The sequence below is a fragment of the Actinomycetota bacterium genome (assembly GCA_041658565.1).
Classification (GTDB): Bacteria; Actinomycetota; AC-67; order AC-67; family AC-67; genus JBAZZY01.
On the sequence record JBAZZY010000001.1, the window covers coordinates 237,984 to 252,474 of the forward strand.

Below are 14,491 nucleotides of genomic sequence, written 5' to 3' on the forward strand. Positions count from 1 at the left end.
CAACGTTCCGAAAGGGACGTGCAGGGTCCGGGATCAGCTGGAAGGGCCTCGCGTTTGGGGAAGGCGCGAGTTCTGGAAGGTTGGCTCGGACTCTTGCTTTTCCCGGGTTTCCATCCCGAGATTCCGACGCATCCAGCCCGCTTCCTTACAAGATCTTCGACATGAACGCGCGCGTGCGCGACTCGCGGGGATTCCCCAAGACGTCCTTCGGCGGGCCCTGCTCGATGATCGTCCCCCCGTCGATAAACGCCACTCGGTGGGCGACCTGACGCGCAAACCCCATTTCGTGGGTGACCACCACCATCGTCATACCCCCGGAAGCCAGATCTCGCATGACGTCGAGCACGTCTTGGACCAACTCGGGATCCAGCGCACTCGTCACTTCGTCGAACAGCATCGCCTTCGGACGCATTGCGAGCGCGCGCGCGATAGCCACGCGCTGCTGCTGCCCGCCCGACAGTTGGGAAGGATAGGACGCGGCCCGGTCGGCAAGGCCGACCTTGTCAAGTTCCTCAAGCGCGCGCCGCTCGGCTTCTTCGTGATCAACGCCGAGAACCTTCTGCAGCGCAAGCGTGATGTTGCGCCCCGCAGTCATGTGCGGAAACAGATTGAGCGACTGGAACACGATCCCGATGCGCGCGCGCACTTCATTGAGGTTGGTCCGGATGTCGGTGATGTCGGTCCCGTCGAATACCACCCGGCCTTCGGACGGCTCCTCCAGCAAGTTGATGCACCGCAGCAGCGTGGACTTCCCCGACCCCGAGGGGCCGACAACGACGAGCACCTCGCCGGCGTCGATCTCCAGATCGATACCGCGAAGCACGTGTACGTGCCCAAACCACTTGTGCACGCCCTCCAGTCGGATAAGTGCGCTCACGCTCCCGTCACCCCAACGAGTCCACTGCGCAACCGCTTCTCCAGCGCGTTCACCGCACGAATCATCGGAAGACTCACCGCCAGATACCCGACTGCCGTCGCGACAAAGAACGTCGCGTTGAAGCTGTTTGAGTATCCCTGCTGCCCCACCGACATCAGCTCGCGCTGAGCATCGGTGAGACCCAGGAAGATGACGAGCGAAGTGTCCTTGATCAGGATGACGAACTCGTTCATCAGGGGGGGGATTACCCGCCGAACCGCCTGCGGAACGATCGCGTAACGCATCGCTTGCATATACGACATGCCGAGGCCGCGCGCGGCCTCCAGTTGACTACGTTCGATTGATTGAATCCCGGCGCGAAACACCTCGGCCGCGTACGCCGCAGTGTTCAGGCCGAAAGCAACAATTGCAGCCATGTATGTGGAGACGCCCCACTGCAGCCCGAGGGCCAGACCGAAGTAGATGAACGACAGTTGCCACAGCAGAGGCGTCCCGCGAAAGAAGTTGATGTACGCGCGCGCCGGCGCGCGCACGACGGCTCGTTTGGAAATAGCGAAGACCGCCAGCAGAAGCCCCAGCGCAATCCCGATCGCTTCGCCCGTCGCAGCCAGGAGGACTGTGTTCTTCGCTCCGGCCACGAATGCACCGACATGCGGGCGAATTTGGTCGAAGTCGAAGAAGTTGCGCGCGAACGTGTCGATGCGTCCCTGCAGGAACCACAGGGCTCCCAGCCCCAGCACGGCCGCCTGCGCTCCGAGGACCGCGCCCGCCACGGACTCCTCTCTCGCGAGCTTTGTCGGCATCCACCGAACGGTGACCGCACCGGTGGCCAGCGCCAGAAGTCCGAGCCCGGCTCCGACCTGGAGTACCCAGCGAAGTTCCTGCGAATGCAGCCCTCCAAGCAGACGCGTCAACGGAGTCGCTCCGAGCGCCACAACAGTCGCGATACCTCCGATGGTTACCGTCGCCAAGGCCAGACCGCCGACAACCGCCGCAGCGAAACCAAGCGGAGTGCTTTCACGCAGGAACCAGTCAACGCCGCGCGACGGACGGACGAACTGCTGGGTCGCCATGGCTCCTCCTTCAGCACGGGGCCCGCGCATTCGCGCGGGCCCCGTTCACATCCGGGCGTCTACTTCTTTGCGTACGAAGGCAACTGCTGGTCGGGGAAGTACTTCGTGAAGATGGTCGCGTAGGACCCGTCGGCGAACATCTCGTCAAGCGCTGCGTTGACCGCGGCCAGCAGGCCCGGGTTGGATTTCGCGATTGCGATCCCGTACTGCTCGCCGGTCTCGATCTGCTGAGTCACCTTCAGATCGCTTTTGCTCTTGATCGCCTCCAGCGACACCGGCAAGTCATTCACGACGCCGACGAGCTGCCCCGCTTCCAGCGCATCGAACATCGTGGGCGCCTTCACGTAGCCCACGATCTGGATGCCCTTCGGCTTCAGATTCGCGTCGGCCCAGAACTTGCCGGTCGTTCCGTTCTGCACGCCGACTCGGTCGCCGGACTTGAGGCCGTCGGTCGTCGCGAGCGCCGGAGTCCGCTTTGCGTTCACCGTGAGCGACTGCAAAGAGGAATAGTACGCGGTTGCAAACGACACCAACTCCCGCCGCTTCGTCACGACGTCATACGCGGGAGACCCTTGCGGCGCGTACGCAGTCACCGCCGATACGACGGCGTCGAACTTGTCGGCGGCAAGTGAGGTGAAGATGGTGTCGAAGTTACTCGTCACCCACTCCACGGTCAGGCCGAGCTTGGCCGCTATCGCTTCCATCAGATCAACGTCGAAGCCCACGAGCTTGTCCGACTTGTCTTTGTACTCGAAGGGTGGGTACGGGATGTCCGAGCCGACCTTCAGAGTGCCTTGCGCCAACGTCGTAAACGACGGGCTCGGTGACGGGCTCTCCCTCACAGTCGTCCTGGTCTTTGCGCAGGCCGAACCGGCCAGCGCAAGCATCACCAACCCGGCCACAACCACACGCGACGACCGACGTGCCATGTCTGCCTCCCGTTCCCTCCGGAGTCCCCTGCGTGCGATTCTACGCCCGCCAAGGACACAATTTGCCGCGTGAAGGGGTTTATTCCTCGGGTGAGATGTGCCCGTCGAGGACGGCCTGCGCGACATCGGCCATCGGCAGCCGTCTGCGCATTGCCGACTGCCGAATGAAGCGATACGCGGCGGCTTCACGCAGACCGAAGCGGTCCATCAACACGCCCTTGGCTCGCTCGACCGTCTTGCGCGCTTCAAGCTGTTGATTGAGGCCCCCTACTTCGCTCACCAACGCCGTGAGTTGCTGAAAGCGAGCCTTGGCGACTTCGACGGCCGGCAGCAAGTCCCGCCGCTGGAACGGCTTGACGAGGTAGGCCATTGCTCCGGCCTCGGTCGCCCTCTCGACGAGTTCCCGCTGCGAGTACGCCGTGAGGATAAGAACCGGCGCGATCCACTCTTCCGATATCTCGGACGCCGCTTCGATCCCGTCCTTCCCCGGCATCTTTATGTCCAAGATCACCAAGTCGGGAGACGTTGCGCGCGCCAGCGCGACCGCGGTCTCTCCGTCGGCAGCCTCGAAAACCTCGTAGCCCTCTTCGCGCAGCATTTCCGCGAGGTCCAGCCGGATGATCGCATCGTCTTCGGCTACAACAACCCGCGGCCGGACGGAATCGCTCATGTTTGCAGAGTTTACGTTAGCGCCCCGCCGCACCGCCGAGCTTGTCCAGCAATCGATCTTGCTCGGCCCTGAGTTCATCGAGCTTTCGCGCAAGATCCCCACGTGCACGCCGCAGCAGGGCAAGGTCGCCCGATGCCTCGGTGCTCTCGCGAACGGCAAGCGGCGTCTCCGAGACCAGTGCGCGAATGCGCGCGTCCTCGGCGACGTCGGACTGAAACAAGATCTGCTCGTCGAGGATCTGGGATTCGACTTGGACCTCGCGGATCTCCACCGAGATCGCCCGCAGGCGGTCGACGATGCTCACCGTCGCCTCAGCAGCGTGATCAGAATGCCTCGTCCCGCCCGAACGCCAGTGCACCCAACTCGGCGTCATCGACGGGCACGCCGGGGCCCACGAGTGGCTCCGAGGTGAACAGTGCCGCAGCGGTGGCCGCGCGCGCGTCGCCCTTCTTGTCGAGCGCCCAGCCGGCCGCCTCGCACAGCAGCGCCGCCTCATACGTGCGAGCCATGCCCCAAGCGATTCGCCGTGCCGCGCCTTCGTGGGCCTCCAACATCATCTGCCGCAACGAAACGGTGGCATCCCGAACCGCGCGCGCCGGGCCGGCGATCAGAGGGTGGTCGTAGGCGCGCGCCCGTGCCTCGACGTCCTCGCAAAACGCAGCCGCCGCCTGAGGGGACTTCGCCAGCGCGCGCAACACGTCCAGAGCCAGCACCGAAGTCGTTCCCTCCCAAATGCAGTTCACGTGTGCATCCCGCAGCATCCGAGGAATGCCGGTGTCCTCCACGTACCCGGCCCCGCCAAAGGACTCCATCAACTCGCTGGTGACCCACACCGCTTGACGGCTGATAGCCATCTTCGCCAGCGGCATCACGACGCGTACGAGTTCGGCGCCCTCGCCGGTCCGCTCGGCCGCCCCCAGCAGCTCGGCCGCCCGGTAGGCCAACCCCTGCGCCGCCTCGACCTCGGCAGCGACTCGCGCGATCCAGGCACGGTGCAGCGGCAGTTCGCCTATCGGGCGACCAAACGCTTCGCGACGACCCGCATAATCCCGTGCAAGATCCAGCGCTGCGCCCATCGCTCCCACGGAACCAAAGGCGGCGTGCACGCGCGTGATGTTCAACATCGTTGCGATCTTGCGCACTCCGTGTCCCAGGTCGCCCACCTGAACCGCCACGGCGCCATCCAGATCCACTTCGGCAGTAGGCAGCGACTTGGTGCCGAGCTTGTCCTTCAGGCGGCGAATCGTGATCCCGTTCCACGAACCCGAGGCGTCGCGCAACTCCATGAAGAACAACGACAGCCCACGGCTCCCTTGCTCGGCGCCTTCCGGCCGAGCGAGCAGCAACGCAACGTCGGCCGGAACGATTGCCGACGTGAACCACTTCGCGCCGTGCAGCGTCCAAGTGCCATCGACACGCCGGCGCGCGACCGTGCTCGAGCGCGACACGTCCGACCCGCCCTCGATCTCGGTCATCCACTGTCCGGCCGTCACCGCGTCGCGCCGCGCAGTCAAGCCCGGGACCCAGCGTTCCGCGAGTTCCGGCGACTCCGCAATGAGCACGCGCGCGGCGGCATCGCTCATCGACAGTGGACAATCGGCCGTCGCCGAAGATGGGTCGTACAAGTCCAGCAGCGCGAACTGCGCGACACGCGCCCACGCACCGAAACGGTCCTCGTATGCCGCGGCGACGACCCCGGCCTCTCGCCCGATCTCAATAATGCGCAGCCATGCCGGATCAACATCCACGCGGTCGATGCGTCGCCCCCAGGCGTCCCAGGGAACATGACGCGGGGGGTTGCGCTCGGCCTGCTCAACGAGATCGGCCAATTCGCCGGCGGCCAGCGCGCCCATTGCGTCGAGTTCGGGGGCAAGCTCCAGGTAGACATCCTCGGGAAGCAAACGCTCGAGCGTGGCGCGCAGCGCGCGGTCGGTTCGGAAACGGTTCGTGAACCGAGGGGGATCCTGCAGAAACGGCTCCATGACCCGCGACAGTATCCCGAGCCGGCCCGATGGAACAAGCACAAGCCTGTGCATACAGCCCATTGCACATCGAACCCCTCCGGCGTACCTTCGAGCAGAAATGTCTCTTGCACTGCGTTTTTGGGGCAATCCGCGCAGGATTCCCCCCAGGATCGCGAGATGGATTGCGCTCGCGGTCGTCATCGAGTCCACGGTTATCGTCGGTGCTGGTCGTTCCGGATGGCCGCACGCAACGGTCACAGCCCTTCTCGTCGCAACAGCGCTCCTCGCGTCGCTCGCGTGTTTCACCACCGCGCGCAGCACACCCGTCCCCGCAGCGTGGCGCGCCCTTGGAGCGTGCGCCGGCGCCTGGGCTGCCGTCGAGGCGGTGCAGGCCTGGTTCGAGTTCTTCGCGCATCGGACCGAACCGATCCCCTCGCTTGCCGACGTCGCATTCATGGGGGCGGCCGTCGGAGCACTCACGGCTGCAGTGTCGTTCTCCGGGCGGCCTCGATCGCCGGCCCGACTCTGGCTCGATGCGGCCATTGCGGCCGGGGCGCTCGGCTTCGTCGCGTGGAGCGCCGTCGTCGCGCATGCATCCCGGATCGAGTTCGCATCGACGGCCCAGCGCATTACAACGTTCGGGCACCCGCTGATCGACGCAGTCGTCGTGGGCGTCCTTGCGGTGCTCGCCCTATCTCGGCACGCTCCGACTACCGGCGTCGCGCTCGCATGCACCGGACTCGCAGTTCTCGCGGCGGGCGACGCCGCTTCGTGGCGCCTGGATCCACTGGGCCCGGCGCCGGCGATCCTCGATGCCGTTCGGATCACCGGGTACCTCCTGCTCGCATCGGCTGCGCGCGTGATTGGTCCACGCGACGTCTCGCAACGGACCCCAAGCAGCCTGCGGTTCTCGGCAGGACCCTCCGCGGTTACCGTCCTGATGGCAGTCGGCGTCGCCGCGGTGAACCAGGCCCGCGGCATCGGTTTGGACGCCTCGCTGTTTTGGATCGCGCTGGGCGTCATCGTCGCGGCGATCGCACGCAGCGTAGTCTCGGCCTCGGACAACAGCGCGCGCGCGCGTGGATTCGAAGCCAAAGTCGCAGAACGCACGGCGGAGTTGGAGGATGCGCTGGCGCGCGCCGACGAAGCGCGCAAGACCGAGGATGCCTTCGTCGCCACGGTCTCACACGAGTTGAGGACTCCGCTGACCACGATGCTCGGAGCCACGATCACGATGCTTCGCCCCGAGATCCCCATGTGCGAGGACGCCCGCGTCCTTGCCGGCATCGCACACCGCGGAGCAGAGCGCATGTCGAGTCTGGTGGAAGAGATGCTCATCGCTTCGGGCATCGGCGGCGCCGACCGTCCGACGCCCGGGATCTCGTTCGACGCCGGCGCGCGCCTGCTCACAGTCCTGAACGCTCACCACGCGAGCGCCCATCGCACGCACACCTCAATCGATTCCTCGCTGCCCGCAGAGGGGGACCCCGAGCGCTTCGAGATCGCCATCTCTCAACTACTGGAGAACGCGGTGAAGTTCGCCCCTCACGGACCCATCGATGTCTCGGCGCGAAACACGGCGCGTGGAGTCGAAATCCGTGTCCGCGACTACGGTCCGGGCATCCCCGCAGACGCTCGCGAACGCATCTTCGATCGCTTCTACCAGGCCGACGCGGGCATCACCCGTTCGTGCGGCGGTAGCGGCCTCGGGCTCTTCATCGCGCGCAGACTGGTCGAAGCGATGGGGGGGTCTCTGGTCCTCGAGAGCGTCGCACCCGGCGCGGCGTTCTGCCTATCGCTGCCGGCCTCCGGACGGCGTCGACTCTCGCTCAAGCCGCCCGCGTGGCACGAGCCGTCGGGAGTCAATAGCGCGATATGAGCCATTTCGCATTCGCCGACGTCACAAACCGCACGAAACCCCTTCCGGATGCGTTTACCTCAGGTCCCATTCGCCCCGCGCCCTTGTTCCCGCCGCGCAGAGATGTACCTTGAAGGTCATCAATCAAACGGAGTTCGGACGCATGGCCCGAGACGAGGCAAACGACATCAACGCGGTGAACGCACCGGCTGTCCAATGGACCGACGATTTGGTGCGTCGAGTCATCGAGACATCGCTCGACGCAATCGTCGTCGTGGATGGACGCGGCGCGATCGCGTTCGCGAACCAACAGACCGCGAAGATGTTCGGATACAACGACGAGGAGTTGCTGGGAGCGTCCGTGGAGATGCTCGTCCCTGAACGCCTGCGGAGCCGCCACCGGCCGCATCGCGAGGGGTACGGCGAGAAGCCACAGCCACGCCCGATGGGCATCGGGCTGGACTTGTTCGCGCGGCGAAAGGATGGCTCGGAGTTTCCGGTAGAGATCAGTCTTGCGCCTTTCGACTCTCCCGCCGGACCACTCGTCTCGGCAAACATTCGCGACATCAGCCACCAACGCGCGCTTGAGGCGATGAACAGCCGGCTCGCGGCCATTGTCGAGTCCTCCTCGGATGCGATCATCGGAACCAACAGGCAGCGCATCATCACGGCATGGAACGCCGGCGCGGAACGCGTGTACGGCCATCCGGCATCCGACGCTCTCGGTCGATCGATCGCCCTCTTGGTGTCGCCCGAGAAGTCGGATGAGTGCCCTGCGATCTTCGACGCAGCCTTCGACGGAACCACGACCGAAGGCTTCGAGACGCAACGCTTGCGACGCGATGGAAGACAGATCGACGTCTCGCTGACGGTCTCGCCGATCGTTGATCGGCGCACCGGCGTCGTCACAGGCGCGTCCATCATCGCGCGCGACATCACCGAGAAGAAGGCCGCCGAACAGGCACTGTCTGTGTTCATCGCGAATGCGGCCCACGAACTTCGCACGCCGTTGACGACGCTGGCCGGATTCGCCGACGTACTCGCCATCCATCGGCACACGATGAACGAGGAGCAGATGGAGCAGGCCTTCGAAGTCGTGCGGCGCCAGGGCGCGCGCGCAAGAGAGCTGATCGACAACTTGCTGGATCTCTCCCGCATCGACGCCGGCAGTCCGTCGGTAACTCTGCAGTCGGTAGCATTGCGCGCAGCCATCGAACATGCCGTTGATCTCGCCATACCGCCCGACGGAGTGCGCGTGCGCACCGAAGTCCCCGAGGGGATCAACGTCATCGCCGATCCGCTACGGCTTGACCAGATCGTGATCAACCTGCTGACGAACGCCTACCGCTACGGGGGCCCTAACGTGACCCTGACCGCATCCTCGAGTCACGGGACGGCCGTCCTTCGCGTGGCCGACGACGGCCCCGGGGTCCCTGAAGAACTGGTTCCGCGCCTGTTCGATCCCTTCGCGCGCGGCGGTGACGTCGCCGGCACGCCGGGGTCCGGACTCGGACTCGCCATCGTTCGACGCCTGGTGGACGCATTCGGCGGTGAGATCCGGCACGAACACAACTCCCCTACCGGAGCGATCTTTGCGCTTCGGCTGAAGGTCCAGTCGTGAACCGAACCGTCTTGGTCGTCGACGACGAGCCCGACATCCGCTTGATGCTCGGGGCGCTTCTCTCCGTAAACGGATACGACGTCCTGCAGGCTCCAACCGGCCGTGAAGCCCTGGAACTGCTGGAAGAGAACCACACCGACGCCGTCTTGCTCGATATCCGCCTGCCCGACATCGACGGGTGGGAAGTCCTTCGCCACATGCGCGCCGAGGAGCATACCGCCGACATTCCGGTCGTCTTGGTTTCGGCGTATGCCGGCCAGGACGCCCGCACAGCGGCCGCCGACCTCGGCTGCCTGGACGTCTTCGACAAGCCGTTTGCGGCCGAGCGCTTGGTTGAAACGATCGACCGTCTTGTTGCGGTGTAGGACGCGTCCGCCTGCCCACCGGTAAGGTTTGCATCATGCTTCCAACGATCGAGTCTCTTCGCGAACGGCTGCGGCTCGTCATCACCGACAAGCAGGAACAAGGCCACATCACCGAGGGTCTGCCGGAACAGCTCGCGGCAATCCCCGACGCATACGATCCGCTTGCCGAGTTCGCACGACGCTTGGCCGACCTCCCCATGCGCCCGGATTGGCGCTACGACGAACCCGACGACTTCGAGGCCATTTGCGCGCGCTGGGACGACCCCGCCGCCGATCCCGGGTCGGTGGACGTCGACGACGCAGCCGCGCGCGCCGAGGCTGCCTTTCTGGGTCGCGTCTGCGGATGCATTCTGGGCAAGCCTGTTGAGTTTGACCCGACGCTGGACGAGTTGCGCGCCGCCCTGGAGCCGCTCGGCGAATGGCCCCTGCGTGACTACTTTCCCGAAGCCGCTATTCCCCGGCTACGCGCGCCGCAGCTTCAGTGGCCCGACACCGTGCGCGAGCGCATCCGCTTCGTCGCGCAAGACGACGACATCAACTACACGATCATCGGGATGCTCATGCTCGAGTCCTTCGGAACCGGATTCACCAAGGAGAACCTGCGCGACGTCTGGATGATGCAGTTGCCCATCATCGCGACGTTCGGACCCGAGCGCACGATGCTGGCGCGCGCCGCGCTGAACTCCCTCGAAGGAGGCGACCCCTCGGCGCTGGATGAGTGGGTACGCGTGGCTAACCCTCGCGACGAGTGGTGCGGCGCGCTCATTCGGGCGGACGCCTACGGGTACGGCTGCATGGGACGCCCGGCCCTCGCCGCCGAACTCGCTTGGCGCGACGCAAGCTGGACGCACCGGCGCACCGGGACGTACGCAACGATGTTCGTCGCCGCAGCCATCGCGTCGGCACCGGGCGCGCGCGAGCCCCTCGACATGTTCCGCGCCGGACTTCGCTATGTCCCCACCAAGAGCCGGTTCCACGAAATCACCGCGGCGCTGCTGGACGAGGTTTCGCGCGCGCACGACTGGCTCGACGGATACGAGCGCGTCCGCGCGCTGACCCCGGGCATGACACACTGCCGCATCTACCAAGAGGTTGGAACCTTGGCCAACACCTTGCGCTTCGCGTCCGACGTCGGCGACGGAATCTGCAAGCAAGTAAGCCAAGGCAACGACACCGACAGCTTCGGCGCCACCGCGGGGTCGATGCTGGGAGCGTTCTTCGGCCCCGGTCACCTCGAAGCGCGATGGCTTGCGCCGTTCAACGACGAGATCCGCGTCGCGCTCGCGCTATTCCCCGAACGCTCACTGTCGGCGCTGACCGCACGCATCGGCCGACTGCCGGCGCGCATCGCCGGCGACCTTAAAGCCTGATCAAGCCGAATGCTCCGAATGGCCAATGCGCAGAAACGCCGCATGGCCACATAGGGTTATTCGCAATGCACGGCGCGCGCCTGTTAGTGAAGTGCCCCGGCAATCGCTTCCGCAACGTCCTCCCGGCCGATTCGCCGCCGGAAGACCCAGTACGTCCAACCTTGGTACAGCAGGACCACCGGAGTAAAGATCGCCGCAATGATCGACATCAGCTTCAGTGTGTACGGCGCCGAGGACGCGGTTGCGATCGTCAAGCTGAAGTCGGGGTTGGTGCTCGACACCATCACGCGGGGATACAGATTCATAAAGATCGTGGCCGTCAGCAGCACGATGGAGGCACCCGTCGCCACGAAGGCCCAGCCGTCCCACTTCTGGTACACCAGCCAGGACACCACAAGCAGTAACGCGATCGCGGCGATCGGCATCGGATCGGGAACGATGCCGCGCGTGTTCTTCTCCACGGCATTCAAGTAAGTCCACCCCAGGAAGGCGAACACCCCGGCCGCGGCCGCCCACGCCAACTTCGCCGCCATGGAGCGGGCTCGATCCGCAATCGCACCATGCGTCTTCAGCGCGATGAACACCGCTCCGTGCAAGGTGAACAGCAGAACGAATGCGACACCACCGACGAGCGCGTACGGATTCAGCAACCCGAACAGGGACCCGGTGAACTCCTTGCTTGAGTCGATTGGAACACCGCGAAGAATGTTCGCCCATGCGACACCCCACAACAGCGACGGAACCAGGCTCCCCCAGAAGATCGCCCTATCCCACCACGCACGCCATGCCGGACGCACGTCCTTGCTCCGGGACTCGAATGCCACTCCGCGAAAGATCAGTGCGACCAGAACGAGGAACAGCGGAAGGTAGAACCCGCTGAACAACGTCGCATACCAGTCGGGAAACGCGGCAAAGGTTGCCCCTCCGGCGACCACAAGCCACACCTCGTTGCCGTCCCACACCGGGCCGATCGTGTTGATCATCACCCGCCGGTCGACGTCGTCCTTGCCTAGAAACGGCAGCAGGATGCCCACGCCGAAATCGAATCCCTCAAGGAAGAAGTAGCCGACCCACAGGACGGCGATCAGGGTGAACCACAGGATCTGAAGGTTGCTCATCATGTCACCGCCTCAGTACACGAGTTTCGGACGTCCGTCGGATGCCGGCTCGGGCTCCGGCTTGATTCCCGCTTTTGCGAAGCGCACGAGCATCCCGATCTCGACCACCGACAACAGGCCGTACACCAGCGTGAATCCCACAAGCGTCGTTGCGATCGTTCCCCTGCCGACGCTGGGAGACACCGCGTCGGAAGTACGCATCAACCCGAAGACGACCCAAGGCTGACGACCGACCTCGGTGAACACCCACCCCGCGATGTTGGCAATCGTCGGGACCAGGACCGACAAAGCCACGAGCCGCAAGTAACGCCGGCTGGACGTGAATTTCCCGCGCCGCATCTGAACAAGCCCGAAGCCGGTCAGCGCAACCAGCAAGAAGCCGAGGCCCACCATGATTCGGAAGCTCCAGTAGGTCACCCACGGAATCGGCATGTAGTTCCCAGGGCCGTACCGAGTTTCGTAGGCCGCCTGGATGTCGTTCATCCCCTCGACCGTTCCGTTCCAGGAGTTCGTGGCGAGCACGCTCAGAAGATTGGGCACCCGAATCTGAAAGACCGGGCGCGCGCCCGCGGGGTCTCCGATCGTCAGCAGCGAGAAACTCGCACCGCGCTCGGTGCTCCACAGAGCCTCCGCGGCCGCCATCTTCATGGGCTGCTGCTCGGTCATCACCTGCGACTGCGCGTGCCCCGTGAACACCACGCCTGAGGCTCCGATGAAAGCGGCGACGAGTGCGATTCCCGCCGAGCGCACGAAGACGTCGGTGTCATGCTTGCGGAGCAAGTGGTAGGCGCTGACTCCCAGAACGAACATCCCGCCGGTCAGAATCGCCGCCAGAACCGTGTGCACGAAGGCGACGATCAGCGTCGAGTTCGTCATCATCGCCACGAAGTCCGTCATCTCGGCGCGACCGGTCCGCGGGTTCATCGTGTATCCGACGGGATGCTGCATCCAGGAATTCGCAGCGAGGATGAACCACGCCGAGATCTGAGTGCCGATGGCCACTATCCAGATGGTCGCCACGTGGATCCGACCCGGAAGCCGATTCCACCCGAAGATCCACAGCCCCAAGAACGTCGACTCAAGGAAGAACGCCAGCAGGCCCTCGATCGCCAAGGTTGGCCCGAACACGTCGCCCACGAAGCGTGAGTACGCGGACCAGTTCATGCCGAACTGGAATTCCTGCACGATGCCGGTGACGACGCCCATAGCAAACGTAATGAGGAACAACTTCCCCCAGAACTTAGTCATGCGCTTGTATTTCTCATCGCCGGTGCGCTGATACAGCGTGTGCATGACGGCCACGAGCAAGGACAGGCCGATGCTGAGCGGAACGAACAAGAAGTGAAATGCGATCGTGATCGCGAACTGCAGCCGCGCCAGTGTCAGTGCGGTCATTCGGTCTCCCTCCAAGCGATTCGCAATTAAGCCGGCGGACGCGTCGATGCTTCCGGCACCTCGCCGGCCCGCTTCAAGGCGCGCCTGCGCAGATGCTCGGAATAGTCGTTCCACACGTCCGCACCCGGGGCGCGACCGGGGAAGATGTCGAAATGACAGGTCGCCGACCCGGACGGAATCGTCGTCGCGAAGGCGACGTCGAATCCGCGTTCCCCAAACAACTCGCGCCCGGCCTCCAGCATTCCCTCGACCAGATAACGCTGGACCCGGCAGTCGAAGGCTCCGTAAACGTCTTCGTGCGGGCAGTAGTGAATGTCGAAACCGGCCCGGTCTCCGTCGACGTCCGGGCGCTCGATGGACGCGTAACACACTTCGTTGATCCAGGAGGCGAACAGGCTCGCGATCTCTGCCGCGGAGGCGTCCGCGGGAACTTCGACCCCGGCCAGCATTTCACCGGCGATGCGTGCGCCGACATCCCTCAATGCCGCGCGCGCAACGTCGTGGCCCTCGGCGCCGAACCGCTCCTCGATCCCGACGAGCATCCCGATCAGCGACACAGCCATCATCTGGCCCCACACGAAAGTCGAAGCCGGATCGTACTCAGGATTCGCAAGCGCCTTCGCCCGGAAGCCCTCCACGGCATCGGCAAAAGGCCACTCGAGAGGCAGTCGGTCCCGCCGGCCACCCCAAGGCAAGGTCTCCGCTCGGTTGGCACGGGCGTCGGGGTGAGGTTGAACCGGAGTCCCCGTCCAGGCTCGTTCACTCATAGATGTCTCCCTTCGCGAACATCAGGCAGCGTACATCGGGCGCGGGTTCTATGATCGGTGGCGGAGGTGAGGCTGATGATGTGGGGTCCGGGCTGGAACTGGGGGGCAGGCGCCTGGCTGATGGGGGTGTCGATGCTGTTGTTCTGGGCACTCGTCATCACCGTGGTGATCGTTCTACTTCGTCGATTCACAGCCGGTCCGGCATCCGGCGAGGCCCAACGCCGGGAACCGGATCGAGCGATCTCGATCCTCGAAGAGCGGTTTGCGCGCGGCGAGATCGACCGCGAGGAGTTCGAGCAACGCCGGCAAGTCCTGCGCGGCTGACCGGCGCGCGCGCCAACAGAAGTGCCGGGGAAGGGATTCGAACCCCCACTGGGTTGCCCCAAGCGGATTTTGAGTCCGCCGCGTCTGCCATTTCGCCACCCCGGCGCGCGGGTCAGTATAAAGGTCCGGCGGGGATCGGGGCGCGCGCCTCGGGAACCTC

Annotated in this window: 14 protein-coding genes and 1 tRNA gene; 5 read left to right on the forward strand and 10 right to left on the reverse strand. The window is 64.9% G+C overall.

The genetic code is table 11. The features are described from left to right. Positions 1-145: 145 nt before the first annotated feature. The 6 genes from WDA27_01265 to WDA27_01290 all read right to left on the reverse strand — a co-directional run bounded on the left by WDA27_01265 (position 146) and on the right by WDA27_01290 (position 5,585). The gene (locus WDA27_01265; protein ID MFA5889575.1) at positions 146-877 is read right to left on the reverse strand and encodes an amino acid ABC transporter ATP-binding protein; all 732 of its coding nucleotides are present in this window, start codon (positions 875-877) and stop codon (positions 146-148) included. Further along, positions 874-1,950 (reverse strand): amino acid ABC transporter permease, encoded by a 1,077-nt coding sequence (locus WDA27_01270; protein MFA5889576.1) that lies wholly within the window; start codon positions 1,948-1,950, stop codon positions 874-876. The genes WDA27_01265 and WDA27_01270 overlap by 4 nt, the downstream gene beginning before the upstream one ends. A gap of 59 nt (positions 1,951-2,009) precedes the next feature. Then, the gene (locus WDA27_01275) at positions 2,010-2,879 is read right to left on the reverse strand and encodes a transporter substrate-binding domain-containing protein (protein MFA5889577.1); all 870 of its coding nucleotides are present in this window, start codon (positions 2,877-2,879) and stop codon (positions 2,010-2,012) included. Positions 2,880-2,958: 79 nt separating this feature from the next. Further along, a complete protein-coding gene (locus tag WDA27_01280) occupies positions 2,959-3,549 on the reverse strand; it encodes a response regulator (GenBank protein MFA5889578.1) in 591 nt (196 codons plus the stop codon). 16 nt (positions 3,550-3,565) lie between these two features. Further along, the gene (locus WDA27_01285) at positions 3,566-3,853 is read right to left on the reverse strand and encodes a hypothetical protein (GenBank protein MFA5889579.1); all 288 of its coding nucleotides are present in this window, start codon (positions 3,851-3,853) and stop codon (positions 3,566-3,568) included. A 19-nt stretch (positions 3,854-3,872) separates the two neighbouring features. Continuing rightward, entirely contained in the window at positions 3,873-5,585 is a 1,713-nt protein-coding gene (locus WDA27_01290) for an acyl-CoA dehydrogenase family protein (GenBank protein MFA5889580.1), read from the reverse strand. 46 nt (positions 5,586-5,631) lie between these two features. On the opposite strand from WDA27_01290, the gene WDA27_01295 reads away from it, so the two are divergent. The 4 genes from WDA27_01295 to WDA27_01310 all read left to right on the forward strand — a co-directional run bounded on the left by WDA27_01295 (position 5,632) and on the right by WDA27_01310 (position 10,727). Continuing rightward, on the forward strand, positions 5,632-7,392 hold the full coding sequence (locus WDA27_01295; protein ID MFA5889581.1) for a HAMP domain-containing sensor histidine kinase: 1,761 nt from the start codon (positions 5,632-5,634) through the stop codon (positions 7,390-7,392). A gap of 142 nt (positions 7,393-7,534) precedes the next feature. Further along, positions 7,535-8,992 (forward strand): PAS domain S-box protein, encoded by a 1,458-nt coding sequence (locus tag WDA27_01300; protein ID MFA5889582.1) that lies wholly within the window; start codon positions 7,535-7,537, stop codon positions 8,990-8,992. Next, positions 8,989-9,357, forward strand: a complete 369-nt coding sequence (locus WDA27_01305; GenBank protein MFA5889583.1) for a response regulator — start codon at positions 8,989-8,991, stop codon at positions 9,355-9,357. Before WDA27_01300 ends, WDA27_01305 begins: the two co-directional genes overlap by 4 nt. Positions 9,358-9,392: 35 nt before the next feature. Further along, entirely contained in the window at positions 9,393-10,727 is a 1,335-nt protein-coding gene (locus tag WDA27_01310) for an ADP-ribosylglycohydrolase family protein (protein MFA5889584.1), read from the forward strand. A gap of 83 nt (positions 10,728-10,810) precedes the next feature. Here WDA27_01310 and cydB read toward each other — a convergent pair whose 3' ends face one another. The 3 genes from cydB to WDA27_01325 are packed head-to-tail and all read right to left on the reverse strand — an operon-like array spanning position 10,811 to position 14,007. Continuing rightward, complete coding sequence (cydB, locus tag WDA27_01315; GenBank protein ID MFA5889585.1) at positions 10,811-11,848, reverse strand: cytochrome d ubiquinol oxidase subunit II; 1,038 nt, start codon at positions 11,846-11,848, stop codon at positions 10,811-10,813. A 9-nt stretch (positions 11,849-11,857) separates the two neighbouring features. Next, the gene (locus tag WDA27_01320; protein ID MFA5889586.1) at positions 11,858-13,240 is read right to left on the reverse strand and encodes a cytochrome ubiquinol oxidase subunit I; all 1,383 of its coding nucleotides are present in this window, start codon (positions 13,238-13,240) and stop codon (positions 11,858-11,860) included. A gap of 26 nt (positions 13,241-13,266) precedes the next feature. Further along, the gene (locus WDA27_01325) at positions 13,267-14,007 is read right to left on the reverse strand and encodes a hypothetical protein (GenBank protein ID MFA5889587.1); all 741 of its coding nucleotides are present in this window, start codon (positions 14,005-14,007) and stop codon (positions 13,267-13,269) included. Positions 14,008-14,064: 57 nt separating this feature from the next. On the opposite strand from WDA27_01325, the gene WDA27_01330 reads away from it, so the two are divergent. Further along, the gene (locus tag WDA27_01330; GenBank protein MFA5889588.1) at positions 14,065-14,331 is read left to right on the forward strand and encodes an SHOCT domain-containing protein; all 267 of its coding nucleotides are present in this window, start codon (positions 14,065-14,067) and stop codon (positions 14,329-14,331) included. Between the two features lie 22 nt (positions 14,332-14,353). Here WDA27_01330 and WDA27_01335 read toward each other — a convergent pair. Further along, positions 14,354-14,436, reverse strand: a tRNA-Leu gene (locus tag WDA27_01335). Positions 14,437-14,491 lie beyond the last annotated feature (55 nt).

What these genes read in the sequence shown, in the direction of transcription:
- cydB (MFA5889585.1), bottom strand. Translation starts at nt 11,848, where the DNA reads ATGATGAGCAACCTTCAGATCCTGTGGTTCACCCTGATCGCCGTCCTG.
- WDA27_01295 (MFA5889581.1), top strand. Translation starts at nt 5,632, where the DNA reads ATGTCTCTTGCACTGCGTTTTTGGGGCAATCCGCGCAGGATTCCCCCC.
- WDA27_01320 (MFA5889586.1), bottom strand. Translation starts at nt 13,240, where the DNA reads ATGACCGCACTGACACTGGCGCGGCTGCAGTTCGCGATCACGATCGCA.
- WDA27_01275 (MFA5889577.1), bottom strand. Translation starts at nt 2,879, where the DNA reads ATGGCACGTCGGTCGTCGCGTGTGGTTGTGGCCGGGTTGGTGATGCTT.
- WDA27_01310 (MFA5889584.1), top strand. Translation starts at nt 9,393, where the DNA reads ATGCTTCCAACGATCGAGTCTCTTCGCGAACGGCTGCGGCTCGTCATC.
- WDA27_01280 (MFA5889578.1), bottom strand. Translation starts at nt 3,549, where the DNA reads ATGAGCGATTCCGTCCGGCCGCGGGTTGTTGTAGCCGAAGACGATGCG.
- WDA27_01325 (MFA5889587.1), bottom strand. Translation starts at nt 14,007, where the DNA reads ATGAGTGAACGAGCCTGGACGGGGACTCCGGTTCAACCTCACCCCGAC.
- WDA27_01290 (MFA5889580.1), bottom strand. Translation starts at nt 5,585, where the DNA reads ATGCACAGGCTTGTGCTTGTTCCATCGGGCCGGCTCGGGATACTGTCG.
- WDA27_01300 (MFA5889582.1), top strand. Translation starts at nt 7,535, where the DNA reads ATGGCCCGAGACGAGGCAAACGACATCAACGCGGTGAACGCACCGGCT.
- WDA27_01270 (MFA5889576.1), bottom strand. Translation starts at nt 1,950, where the DNA reads ATGGCGACCCAGCAGTTCGTCCGTCCGTCGCGCGGCGTTGACTGGTTC.